We start from the raw sequence: 11,711 nt of genomic DNA on the forward strand, positions 1-11,711 counted from the left end.
GGGCCCGGCGGGTAACGGCCCATCCTAGCCCAGATGGCGTGCAGCTCAGATGCCGCGCACCAGCCGGAAGCCGATCCGCCCGCTGGTGGTGTCCGAATCCTGCGATTGCCGCCACGCCGCGCGGGTCTGTTCGGGGGCATTGGCCCAGTTGCCGCCGCGGATCACCCGCGCGCGGCAGCCCGGATTGAACCAGGCCGCGCCATCGGATGGCGCACGCCGATAGCTCGCGTGCCAGCAGTCGGCGACCCATTCACTGAGATTGCCGCCCATGTCATGCAGGCCCCAGGCATTGGGCTTGAACATACCCACCGGCGCGGCGCCCCAGTAGCCGTCGCCATAGCCGATGAAGGCGTTGGCCCAGCGCCGCCCGGTGGGCGAAACGTCCAGGCTGCCGGTGAAGTTGCCCGAGTCCGGCGGCGGCACCCCGGCATCGCCCCACGGATAACGGCCCGACGCCCCCGCGCGCGCCGCGTATTCGAACTCGGCCTCGCTCGGCAGGCGGTAGGAGCGCCCGGTCTGTTCGGACAACCAGTTCGCATAGGCTTCGGCGTCACGCACGCTGACATGCATCACCGGCTGGTTGGCCAGCGCACGGCCGCCGTCATAGTCCGATTGCCAGTCGACCCCGCTGCGGCGGATGAAGTTGCCGCTGCGCTCGTCATAGACGATGGAATGGCCTCGCCGGGTAGCCCGCGGGCGGGCATTGGCGGCCTTCACGAAACGGGCGAAATCGGCCACGGTCACCTCGGTCATGGCCATCGCGAAGCCGCGCTCGAAGCGCACGTAGTGGGACGGTCGCTCGGCGTCGCTGGCACCGGGTTCGTGCAGCCCGGCGCCCATCTGGAAGCCACCGTGCGGCACCACTTTCATCCGGGGTCCGCGTCCACCATCGCGCAGCGGATCACTGAACACCTGGCCGGGGCGGAAGCTGCCGTAGTGCGTGGCCAGCTCGATGCGCTCGCGCAACAGCGCCACGTCGGCATTGCCCGGCAGGGCGATGCGCATGGCCCGCTCCAGCTTCTCGCCGGCCGCTTTCAGGCCCTGCGGGGTGGCCAGATCCCGCAGTCCCTGCGCACGCAAGCTGGCCAGGGTGGCTGCACGGATCGCCTCGATCCGCTCGAAGGCATCGGCGATGGTCGTCGCGGCATCGCGCACCTTGCTGGCCTCGGCCAGCCAAGTGCCGGCGGCGGCGAAATCCCCGGCCCGTGCGGCAATCTCGGCCCGCCCGATCAGCCCACTTTCGGCTGCTGCCAGGCCCTGTCGCGCACGCACGTTGTCGGGATCCAGTGCGAGCGCTTCGCGGAAGTTGACCAGCGCGCCGTCGCCATCCTCGCCGATCCGCCCGGCGCGCAGGTCGTCTTCGCCGGCACGGTTGAACGCTACCGTGCGCTGGGCCACTTCCACCTGCCGCTGCAATACACGCGCCTGCTCGTTGTCCGGGGCAATGGTCAGCAACACCAGTGCGATCTGGGCCGCTTCGGCCAGTGCCATGCGCTGCTGCTGCGGTTGCGCCAGCAACGCCTTGGCCTGCACCAGCAGCTGGCGCTGCGCCCGCTGCAGGCCATCACGGGCACGGCGATCCTGCGGATCCTGCTCCAGCAGGGCCAGCCACAGCGGAATGGCCGACTCGCTGGTTTCGAACAACTGGCCGTCACGCTGGGCCTGCTCGGCGCGGCGGCGCGCCTCGGCCCGCTTGTCGGGGTCGATGGCCACCGGCGGCGGCGTCCAGCGCTGCACTGTTTCGGCTTCGTCCTGGCCGCCGATGGTCACCGTGGCTTCGCCGCCGGCCTGGGCATCGCGCGCGCGCGACGTCGATTCGGCCGATGTGGCAGCGGGCGCGCGTGGCGCCGGCGACGGCTCACCGCAGCCGGTCACCCCCAGCAGGCACAGGGCGGGCAACAGCAGGTACGGGCGCAGCAGACGCAAAACCAACTCCTTCAGGCCGGGGGTGCGGGCCGACGTTAGGCTATTCTCCCCTTCCTGAGCAAACGCGAGAAGTCGAACGCCCCGTGGCAATCTGGATCAACACCCCCGCAGAACTGCAGGCGCGGCAACAGCTGCGTCCCTCCCGCATCGGCCTGGACACCGAGTTCATCCGCGAGCGCACCTTCTGGCCGCAACTGGCCTTGGTGCAGATGGCCGTCGGCGATGAAGTCCTGCTCATCGATCCGCTGATCCCGGGCATGCCCGAGGCACTGGCGCCGTGGCTGACCGATTCCTCCATCATCAAGGTGATGCACAGCGCCAGCGAAGACCTGGTGGCGTTCAAACACACCTGCGGCGTGCTGCCGCGGCCACTGTTCGATACCCAGATCGGTGCTTCGCTGGCGGGAATCGGCGGGGGTATGGGCTACCAGAAGCTGGTGCAGGAAATCACCGGGGTGGCACTGGCGAAGGGCGAAACGCGCTCGGACTGGATGCGCAGGCCGCTATCGGATGCGCAGCTGCAGTATGCCGCCGACGACGTCGAGCACCTGTTCGCGCTGCACGATGCCATCGTGGCGAAGCTGGAAGCGCAGGGTCGCCAGCAGTGGCTGGCTGACGATGCCGAGCGTCTGCTGGCCAGCGTGGAGCATGACGAAGAGCGTTGGCCCCACCTGGGCATGCGCTCGGCGCAGTTCCTGGATGCACCGGCACAGCGCCGGCTGCTGCGCCTGCTGCGCTGGCGCGACCAGCAGGCACGTGCCAGCGACCGCCCGCGCAGCTGGATCCTGGACAACGAACTGGCCGCCACCCTCGCCCGCGTCCCGCCGGTGGACGAAGCGGTGCTGGGCAAAGTGTTCGACCAGTTCCCGAAGGCGCCGCGCAAGCTGGCAGGTGCGGTGTGGCAGGCGTTGACCACGCCGTTGGACGATGAGGCCGATGCGCCGCAGCTGCTGCAGGCCACCGATGCCAACAAGCAGGCGTTGAAGAAACTGCAGGAAGCGGTAGCGCAGGTGAGCCAGTCGCTGGGCCTGCCCGATGGCGTGCTGGCTTCGCGCAAGCACCTGGAAAGCTATCTGGGAAGCCGCACCTGGCCGGCCCCGCTGGCCGGCTGGCGGCAGCAGGTGCTGGAGCCGAAGCTGCAGCCGCTGCTGCCCTGACCGCTCCACTGGATGACGGCCAGCGGCCGTCACTTCCGGGCCACGACGCAGGGGTAGTGACGGCCGCTGGCCGTCAACGAACCGGGTGGGTGACGACGAACCCGGTGGGTGACGACCGTTGGTCGTCACGCTTTCCGCGCCAGATCCAAATCGGTGACGACCAACGGTCGTCACCCACCGAGCGAGCGCCACCCGCCGCAGGAGGCGATGACGGCCAGCGGCCGTCACTACCGATTCCGCGTTACCAGTTCATGTTCAACGAAACACCCACGGTGCGCGGTTCGTTGTACACCGCCGCCATGTAGTTCTCGATCACGCCCTTGAGGTTCTTCTCATTGGTGATGTTGCGGGCGAACAGTGCCACTTCGTAGGCGCCGTAGCCGCCGGAGTAACCCAGCTTGAGGCCGCCTTCGAAATCACCCTTGGAGTTGAATTCGGCCGTGTCGTACAGCACGAAGCTGGTGTAGCCCTGCTTGTTCCAGTCCGTGGATACGAACACGGTGCCGGCATCGCTCACCGGGAAATCGTAGCGGGCGGCCAGGTTGATGCCGTACTTCGGCGCGTTCGGCAGCGGGTTGCCGTCGATCTGCGCGAAGGTATTGGCACCGACCTTGATGGTCGGGTCGTTCACGCTGCACACCACCACGCCGTTCAGCGCACACACCTGCGCGTACACCCGGTCATCCTGGACTTCGCTGTGCAGCAGGCTGACGCCCGCACTCAGGGTCAGGTTCGGAATCGGACGCAGTTCCATATCCGCTTCCAGGCCGTAGGCGCGCGCCTTGTCCGCGTTGAACAGCACGCCATTGCCATCCGAATCGTTGCCGTTGAGCTGGATGTCGTTGACCTGATAGGTGAAGGCAGTCGCGTTCAGGCGCAGGCGGTTGTCCCACAGCGTGCTTTTGACGCCGGCTTCCCAGGAAAGGATGGTCTCCGAATCGGCGGTGGTGAAGTCCGAATTGAACACCGCCGAACGCCCCTGGATGGTCGGCCCACGGAAACCGCGCGCGACCTTGGCATACACGCCCACCTGGTCGTTGATCTGGTACATCGCGCTGAGGTCCCAGCTCGGCGTGGTGTCGCTCATTTCCACATCCGTGCGGCCGCGGTAGGTCACCGCACCGGCCGCGGTGTCGGCGGTCTTCAGCAGGCGGGTGCGCTTCTCATCGCGGGTCTGGCGCAAGCCCGCTGTCAGCGTCAGCTGGTCGGTGGCCTTGTAGCTCAGCTGGCCGAAGCCGGCAACGGAGGTATTGGTATTGCGCAGGCGCACCCAGTTGTTGGGATTGCGCGCGGCGCCCTGCAGGAACCAACCGCGCTGGTAGAAGTCGGTGATATCGCGGCCATCGAAGTAGAACAGGCCTGCCTGCCAGCTCAAACGATCATCGCCCATGCTGGCCAGGCGGACTTCCTGGGTCCACTGGTCGAGATCGCGCACCTGGCCCATCGACTGGCCGAACCCATTGGGCACGCCATTGACCGGGAAGCTGGCGGCCGCGCCGCCATCGGTGTCGCCACGGCTGTAGCCGGAGGTGGTTTCGTAGGCGGTGATCGAGGTCAGTTCGACCGCGCCGAAATCGTAGGTCGCCTTGAGCGAGCCACCATAGGTCTTGTAGGCCTGCGGGTTGTTGGCGGCCTCGTCGTAGGCCACGCGGTCGCGCGCGGCGATCGGCTGGTTGGAGCCCTTGACCATGCCACCGCGCAGGAACAGCGTGGAGGTACCTTCGTAATCACGCGCATGTGCCGAAGCCAGCACCGAGAAGTTGTCGGTGGGGGTCAGCAGCAGCTGGGCGCGCACATTGCGGTCGTCGAAGCCGCCCATTGCATCCTTGCGCGGCGCCATCGTGCCATCGGCGCTGGGACCGGCATAGGTATTGTCCACGTAATCATCGCGGTGCTGGTACAGCGCCGAAACGCGGAACGCCGCCACCTCGTTGATCGGGCCGCCCAGGCCAGCATCCACCGCGACGCTGTTGTTCGTTCCGTAGCTGGCATTGACCCGGCCGCTGGCGTCCTGGCTCGGCTTGATGCTGTCGAACTTGACGATGCCGGCGGTGGTGTTGCGACCGAACAGCGTGCCCTGCGGGCCACGCAGCACTTCGATCTGGTCCACGTCGTAGACCGGGTTGGACTTGAGCACCACATGTTCCAGCACCACGTCATCCTGGATGATGGACACCGGCTGCGAGGCACCCAGGTAGAAATCGATGTTGCCCAGGCCACGGATGTAGAAGCGCGGGAAGACGCGCCCGGTGGTGGTCTCGGCGTAGAAACCCGGCACCCGGCCGGACAGCGCCAGCAGGGTGTCATCGCCGCCGGCGGTGTAGTCGCGCAGCTGCTCGCCCTGCACTACGCCGACCGACACCGGCACGTCCTGCAGGTTCTGCTCGCGGCGTTCGGCGGTCACGGTGATGGCATCCAGCGCAGTGGCGCTGGTCGGGGCGGCAGCCTGCTGCGCGAAGGCCGGGGCGACCAGGCCCACGGACAATGCGGCGCATGCCAGCGCCAACGGATGACGACGGAAGATTCGGTGGTTCAGATGCATGTACGGGACTCGAGGGAGCGTCCGTGCGGCCTGCGCGAGCCGGGCGGATGAGGAAATCAAAGCGCGCAGGCGCACAGTATGGCGGCCACGTTTCAATCCCGTGGCAGCCCCCGCTCCTTACCGCCGCGATTACCCCGTCACCACCGTCCCACGCGCCAGCACGAAGCGCGCTGCCGCTTCGCGCAGCGACGCGGCCTGGGCGGTCATCGACTGCGCCGAGGCGGAAGTTTCCTCCACCAGCGCCGCGTTCTGCTGGGTGACCCCGTCCATCTGCACGATGCTCTGGTTGACCAGTTCGATGCCGGCGGCCTGCTCGCGCGATGCCGACGCAATGCCGCCGATCGCCGCACCCAGTTCGCCCACCGCGGTCACCACCTGCTGGATGGTCTCGGCGGCCTGCGCTGCCAGCGCACTGCCGGTGCCGACCTGCTCCACCGATTCGTCGATCAGCCCCTTGATCTCGCGCGCCGCCTGCGCCGAGCGCTGCGCCAGCGTGCGCACCTCGCTGGCCACCACGGCAAAACCGCGCCCTTCTTCACCGGCACGGGCCGCTTCCACCGCTGCGTTCAGCGCAAGGATGCTGGTCTGGAAAGCGATGCCGTCGATCACCGTGGTGATGTCGGCGATGCGCCGCGAGGATGCTTCGATCAGGCGCATGGTGCGCTCCACCTCAGCCACCGCGTCACCGCCCTGCGATGCCACGCCGGTGGCCTGCACCGCCAGCTTGTCTGCGCGCACCGCGTGGTCCGCGCTCTGGCGCACCGCCGCGGTCATTTCTTCCATCGATGCGGCCGACTCTTCCAGGTTCGCTGCCTGCTGTTCGGTCCGGCGTGACAGGTCTTCGCTGGCCGAGGCGATTTCCGCCGCCGCCGCCGACACGCCATCGGCCGAGCGCTGGATGCCAGCGATGATCGTGCCCAGGCTGGTCACGGTCTGGTTGGCGTCGTCGCGCATTTCGGCGAACACGCCCTGGAAATCACCTTCGATACGGCTGCGCAGGTCGCCCCGCGCCAGGTTGCGCAGCAGGTCGGACAGCGCCGCCAGGTTGTGGTCGGCCGTGGTCATCAGGGTGTTCAGCCCTTCCACCATGACCCGGAAATCATTGTCGAACGCTTCAGCGTCACCGCGCGCGCTGAAGTCACCAGCCGCAGCGGCCGCGACCAGCCGCTTGATCTCACCGTTGATGGCCTGCAGGCGGGCGCGCACGCCGTTGACCGACGCACTGATCCGGGCCTTCTCGCCCGGCAGTTCCTGCATCGAAGCGGACAGGTCACCGGCGGCGTACTCCTGCACCAGCTCGACCATCTCCAGCGTGGTGCGCACGTGGGCATCCACCAGCGCGTTGGTGCCTTCCACCATGCCGCGGAATGCACCCTGGAACGCGTCGGCATCGATGCGGTGGCTGATGGTGCCTTCGGCGTGGTGCTGGGCCATGCGGTCCTGTGCGGCGGTGACGCTGCGCAGGGTCGACTGCATCTGCCGCATGGACGAAAGCAGGCGCCCCACTTCATCCGGGCGGCGCTGCGGGATCTCGCGGTCCAGCCGGCCCGCCGCCACGTCCAGGGCCACCTGCTCGGCCTGCTGCAAGGGACGAGCCAGCAACCGGCGCATGGCCAGCACGGTCGCACCGATCACCGCCAGCAGGGCCAGCGCGGAGATGCCGGCGATCTGCAGCAGCAGCGAGTGCAACACATCCTGCAGTACCGACACCGGCTCCATGCCCAGCACCATCCAGCGCCACGGCGCATGCGCCTGTGCGGAAACGAAATAGCCGCGGGTGTCCTTGCCATCGGCACTGCGCACCTGCAGCGTGGCCGATGCCTGGCGCCCTTCCAGCAGCGCCTGCAGCAGCGGCAGGTCTTCGGCCACCACACGCTCGCTGATCCTGCCGCCCTCACCGGCGGGCGCAGCGATCACCTTGCCGAAGCCCTCGCCCGGGCGTGTGTCGATGGCCATGAAGTAGCCGTCCTTGCCCAGCGTGGAATCGCGCAGGCTGGCCTTCAGCGCGGCCAGGCCGGCCGACTGATCCTGGCCGACGAAGGCGATGCCGACCACCGCGCCGGCCGCATCCTTCAGCGGCATGTAGTGCGTCATGTAGTCCGTGCCGAACAGGTGCGCCGGACCACTGAAGGCTTCGCCGGCGATGATCTTTGAATACGCCGGGTGCGCATGATCCAGCCTGGTACCCAGCACGCGCTCACCGGCGGCATTGCGCAGCGAGGTCGCCACCCGCACGAAGTCATCGCCATCGCGCACGAACACCGTCGCCACGCCGTCGGTGGAGGCGGCGAAACGATCCACCGCCGGGTCATCCAGCGCCAGCGGGCTGCCACCGAACATCAGCTGGGGCGCGACCTGGCCGGCCACCTCCACGCTGCGCGCGGCATCCACGGCGGCATCGCCGGCCGGCAGCGAGGCGCGGAACAGTTCAGCCATGTGCGCGGTGCTCTGGCTGAGGCTGCGGTCATACAGCGCCACCGAATCCCGCATCAGGCTGGCCGAGGTGTCCAGCCCGGCCTGCACGCGCGTCTGGTAGCTGGCGGCGGTCTGCCGGTAGATCAGCAGGGCCAGCAGCACGAAGGCAGCGGCGGTGATGGCTGCAAGCAGGATCGCCAGACGGGAAGCAATGGACAGCGTGGAACCGGTGGCGGCAGAAGTCGTCATCGAGAGGCACTTGATCGGAAGGGGAACGCGCTGGGCGTCACACTTTTATCGGCACCATTCTGGTCCTCTTTAGCTCTCGAACGACCAAATTTCCGCCACCGTTCAGCATCCAAGCAATTGATTTGCCGCGGGAAGGGCGCTGGAATCGGTTACATGGGGTCGAGCTCACTCCGAGAGTACGACCCGCCCAAAACCGCTCTCGTCGTCCAGCGCGCTGACCGTGTGCAGCTGATCCAACCGGAAGTCACGCACCCCATCGGTGCAATCCAAACGTAGGAATTCTTCCTTGGCCGCTGTACTCACGGTGGTCAGCGCGCGCCCCTCCACCTGCGTGCCATCGGCCAGCTCCACCCGGAGGCGAAGGCGGCGCAGGCAGGCGATCTCCAGATGGTCGTGCAGGTCACACGAAATCGGGCGGTAAGGTTCCATCGGTTTCTTCCAACGGTGGCTGCACAGGCGCGTCGATGTCCCACTTTCTGTCCGCACGTGCGGGCTTGGCAAGCATCCGGCAGTTGGATAGACTCAGTTCCACTGTGGGGCCATAGCTCAGCTGGGAGAGCGCGTCGTTCGCATCGACGAGGTCAGGAGTTCGATCCTCCTTGGCTCCACCACGAATTGAAACGGAAAGCCCCGGGATCGCTCCCGGGGCTTTTCTCGTTCAGGCCGGCTCACCGCTGCCATCCTTCCGATCGGGCTTCTTGGTGTGGTCATCACGGACCTTCTGGTCCTGCTGTCCCTGGCGCTGCTTCGCCACGTCGTCCTGGCGCTGGTCCTGCTGGCTTTCCTGTACGCCGGCCCGGTCTTCCTGCTCGTTCTTTTCGGTACCCATTCTGCGTGCCTGCTCGTTGTGGTGTGTCGGGGCACTCCACGCTATCGGCGCCGCCGTGATGTGCAGATCACGAGGCGGCGACCGACCGTTCACCACGGTTGGCGCGGTCACCTGGGCGCGGCACAATGGCGGCCCACACTGGAACAAGGATGTCCCATGCGCCTGGCCCTGCTGCTCCCTGCCCTGCTGCTCAGCGTGGGCTGTGCCCACCGCAGCGTCGTCGCCCCGCCGATGACGGCCGCCGGCCTGATCACCCCGGCCGAAGCGGTGCATGCCGCCAATGATGACCCGCGCTACGGCATCAGTGGCACCTTCCTGGTCACCGTGCGCAATGTGGACCTCACCGAGCACGGGCTGTACCTCAACAGCGAAGCCGACTACCGCCACCAGACCAACCTCACCGTGTGGCTGGCACCCGGCCAGGCCGATACGCTGCGCGCGCAGCTGGACAACCTGCCGCTGGAACGCCTGGTCAACCGCCGCCTGCTGGTACAGGGCACTGCGCGGCGCCAGAAGATCGTCTTCAGCACAGATGGCATCCCCAGCGACAAGTATTACTACCAGACCCAGCTGCGCCTGAACGACCCGCGCCAGGTCCGCTTCGCGCCCTGAAAGCGCTCACTCCAGCTTGACCTTCCGCTTGCAGAAGTTGTATCCCTGCGGCAAGCAGAAGAACGGCGGCAGTCCATCCACGGTGTCTTCGCGGCACGGGATGCGCCCGTCGCCCAGCACTGGAACTGCGCGAAAGCAAACTGCACGCGGTGGCCCACGCCGAGATCTGAGGGTAGTGACGGCCGCTGGCCGTCATTTCCGGTAACGGCCAGCGTCGGTAGTGGAAGTGGCCTTCGACGGTACGCGCAACCAGACGGGATGAGATGCCTGAAAAATCAGCATCCCAGTGCCGTGCACGCTACGGCGACGAAGGATCAAGCACTTGCGCGCGCATGAGCGATGCGGAGACACCATTGTGAAGTTTTTTATTCAAAAAGCTTGCCGAAACCGCGTGACCTCCGTAATATGCGCCTCCTCGGCAGCGACATCGCTGTCAACGAAACAAGTGGCCGAGTAGCTCAGTTGGTAGAGCAGGGGATTGAAAATCCCCGTGTCGGCGGTTCGATTCCGTCCTCGGCCACCATTGTTTTTGAAGGGTCTGCAGAAATGCAGGCCTTTTTTTTCGCCTATTGTGCGGGTCTGCGCGGATGGGCCGTGCGACCTGCCCTACCCAGCCAGATCGCCAGGCAGAGCCGCGTTGAATCGGCTCCAACTGCGGCCGGATGTCCAGCACGCGCGTCACGTCCAGCACGTTGTCGTAGTGCAACGGGCGCGAGCCAATCAACTGCCGTCGCATGGCATCGTCGCTCAGTCCGTATTCGTCACCGCAGCGGATCATCTGCAGGCGATCTTCCACGTAAGCGACAGATGCATCACCCGGTGTCGGTTGGTGGGCGGGCTTTCGCATCAACTCATCCGTCGTTCGAGTTGTGAAAAAGCGTCGTGATGCGAGCACCGCACACCGCCCTTCAAGCCTGCAGGCGTCGCCCTTGCAAGCCATATACGCAACATATACGATTCGTATATTCCAGATAGAGTCCCACCCATGGGCATCGTCAACATCGACGACGAACTGCACGACCAGCTTCGCCGCGCCTGCACCGTCAGCCATCGCTCGATCAACGCCCAGGCCAACTTCTGGATCAAGATCGGCATGCTCTGCGAACTGCATCCGGAACTGAGCTACCAGCAGATCGTCGCCGAGCAGCTGCGCAGCGCCGGCGTGCAGACACCGCGGTTGGCCGAGCGCCACACATGATCAAGAGCGCCCGGGAAATCGAACTGATGGCGCAATCCGGCGCGCTGCTGGCCCAGGTGTTCGACCACCTGGACACGCTGGACCTGCGCGGCCGCAGCACGATGGACATCAACAATCTGGTCGAGCGGATGATCGTTGAAGAGCTGCACGCGCGTCCGGCCAGCAAGGGCCAGTACGACTTCCCGTTCGTGCTCAATACCTCGATCGATGACGTGGTCTGCCACGGCATGCCCTCCGCCGACGACGTGCTGCGCGAAGGGCAGATCGTCAACCTGGACATCACACTGGAGAAGAACGGGTTCATCACCGATTCCAGCACCACCTATCTGGTTGGCGAGGTGCCCTACCCGGCCCGGCGACTGGTGCAGGCCACGTATCAGGCCATGTGGAAAGGTATCGCTGCGGTACGTCCCGGCGCGCATACCGGTGACATCGGCCATGCCATCGCCCGCTTCGCGCGCGGACAGGGCTATACCGTGGTCAAGGAATACTGCGGCCATGGCATTGGCCGTGAAATGCACGAAGAACCGCAGATCCTGCATTACGGCCATCGCGGCACCGGCGTGGAGCTGCAGGAAGGCATGGTGTTCACCATCGAACCGATGCTCAACCAGGGCAAGGCGGCGGTCCGCCACCAGCCCGACGCGTGGCCGGTGCATACCCGCGACGGCAAACTCTCCGCCCAGTTCGAACACACGGTGGCGGTTACTTCCACCGGCGTGCGCGTGCTGACGTTGCGAAAGGGCGAGCGCGCGCCGAAGTAACTCCTGTACAAGACAGCGC

Annotated in this window: 9 protein-coding genes and 2 tRNA genes; 6 read left to right on the top strand and 5 right to left on the bottom strand. The window is 66.4% G+C overall.

Features of this window, described 5'->3' with window-relative positions; all coding sequences use genetic code 11:
* Window positions 1-45: 45 nt before the first annotated feature.
* Window positions 46-1,926 carry an SUMF1/EgtB/PvdO family nonheme iron enzyme gene (locus SOM47_RS00070; RefSeq protein ID WP_320504438.1) on the bottom strand — a complete coding sequence of 627 codons (1,881 nt, stop codon included), beginning with the start codon at window positions 1,924-1,926 and terminating at the stop codon, window positions 46-48.
* Between the two features lie 83 nt (window positions 1,927-2,009).
* On the opposite strand from SOM47_RS00070, the gene rnd reads away from it, so the two are divergent.
* Window positions 2,010-3,083 carry a ribonuclease D gene (rnd, locus tag SOM47_RS00075; RefSeq protein ID WP_320504439.1) on the top strand — a complete coding sequence of 358 codons (1,074 nt, stop codon included), beginning with the start codon at window positions 2,010-2,012 and terminating at the stop codon, window positions 3,081-3,083.
* 241 nt (window positions 3,084-3,324) lie between these two features.
* Here the strand turns inward: rnd and SOM47_RS00080 are convergent, their stop codons facing one another.
* From SOM47_RS00080 to SOM47_RS00090, 3 genes are all read right to left on the bottom strand, one after another.
* Window positions 3,325-5,625, bottom strand: coding sequence for a TonB-dependent receptor (locus SOM47_RS00080; protein ID WP_320504440.1), 2,301 nt, complete (start codon window positions 5,623-5,625; stop codon window positions 3,325-3,327).
* A gap of 129 nt (window positions 5,626-5,754) precedes the next feature.
* The gene (locus SOM47_RS00085) at window positions 5,755-8,289 is read right to left on the bottom strand and encodes a Cache 3/Cache 2 fusion domain-containing protein (RefSeq protein WP_320504441.1); all 2,535 of its coding nucleotides are present in this window, start codon (window positions 8,287-8,289) and stop codon (window positions 5,755-5,757) included.
* Window positions 8,290-8,454: 165 nt separating this feature from the next.
* Window positions 8,455-8,718 (bottom strand): Rho-binding antiterminator, encoded by a 264-nt coding sequence (locus SOM47_RS00090; RefSeq protein ID WP_042612051.1) that lies wholly within the window; start codon window positions 8,716-8,718, stop codon window positions 8,455-8,457.
* A gap of 106 nt (window positions 8,719-8,824) precedes the next feature.
* Between SOM47_RS00090 and SOM47_RS00095 the strand changes: the two genes are divergently transcribed.
* Window positions 8,825-8,900, top strand: a tRNA-Ala gene (locus SOM47_RS00095).
* A gap of 47 nt (window positions 8,901-8,947) precedes the next feature.
* On the opposite strand, the gene SOM47_RS00100 is transcribed toward SOM47_RS00095, so the two are convergent.
* Window positions 8,948-9,118, bottom strand: a complete 171-nt coding sequence (locus SOM47_RS00100) for a hypothetical protein (RefSeq protein WP_191771707.1) — start codon at window positions 9,116-9,118, stop codon at window positions 8,948-8,950.
* A 156-nt stretch (window positions 9,119-9,274) separates the two neighbouring features.
* On the opposite strand from SOM47_RS00100, the gene SOM47_RS00105 reads away from it, so the two are divergent.
* From SOM47_RS00105 to map, 4 genes are all read left to right on the top strand, one after another.
* Window positions 9,275-9,730 (top strand): hypothetical protein, encoded by a 456-nt coding sequence (locus tag SOM47_RS00105; protein ID WP_320504442.1) that lies wholly within the window; start codon window positions 9,275-9,277, stop codon window positions 9,728-9,730.
* Between the two features lie 447 nt (window positions 9,731-10,177).
* Window positions 10,178-10,253: transfer RNA gene (locus SOM47_RS00110), tRNA-Phe, on the top strand.
* A gap of 462 nt (window positions 10,254-10,715) precedes the next feature.
* Complete coding sequence (locus SOM47_RS00115; protein ID WP_042612050.1) at window positions 10,716-10,928, top strand: ParD-like family protein; 213 nt, start codon at window positions 10,716-10,718, stop codon at window positions 10,926-10,928.
* Window positions 10,925-11,692 carry a type I methionyl aminopeptidase gene (gene map, locus SOM47_RS00120; RefSeq protein ID WP_320504443.1) on the top strand — a complete coding sequence of 256 codons (768 nt, stop codon included), beginning with the start codon at window positions 10,925-10,927 and terminating at the stop codon, window positions 11,690-11,692. Before SOM47_RS00115 ends, map begins: the two co-directional genes overlap by 4 nt.
* The last annotated feature ends 19 nt before the right edge of the window (window positions 11,693-11,711 follow it).

The organism is Stenotrophomonas sp. CFBP8980, assembly GCF_034046095.1.
Taxonomy (GTDB): Bacteria; Pseudomonadota; Gammaproteobacteria; order Xanthomonadales; family Xanthomonadaceae; genus Stenotrophomonas; species Stenotrophomonas lacuserhaii.

Bases quoted from the DNA above. Each gene is read 5' to 3' on its own strand.
- SOM47_RS00080 (WP_320504440.1), bottom strand. From the start codon at position 5,625: ATGCATCTGAACCACCGAATCTTCCGTCGTCATCCGTTGGCGCTGGCA.
- SOM47_RS00085 (WP_320504441.1), bottom strand. From the start codon at position 8,289: ATGACGACTTCTGCCGCCACCGGTTCCACGCTGTCCATTGCTTCCCGT.
- SOM47_RS00090 (WP_042612051.1), bottom strand. From the start codon at position 8,718: ATGGAACCTTACCGCCCGATTTCGTGTGACCTGCACGACCATCTGGAG.
- SOM47_RS00100 (WP_191771707.1), bottom strand. From the start codon at position 9,118: ATGGGTACCGAAAAGAACGAGCAGGAAGACCGGGCCGGCGTACAGGAA.
- SOM47_RS00105 (WP_320504442.1), top strand. From the start codon at position 9,275: ATGCGCCTGGCCCTGCTGCTCCCTGCCCTGCTGCTCAGCGTGGGCTGT.
- SOM47_RS00115 (WP_042612050.1), top strand. From the start codon at position 10,716: ATGGGCATCGTCAACATCGACGACGAACTGCACGACCAGCTTCGCCGC.
- map (WP_320504443.1), top strand. From the start codon at position 10,925: ATGATCAAGAGCGCCCGGGAAATCGAACTGATGGCGCAATCCGGCGCG.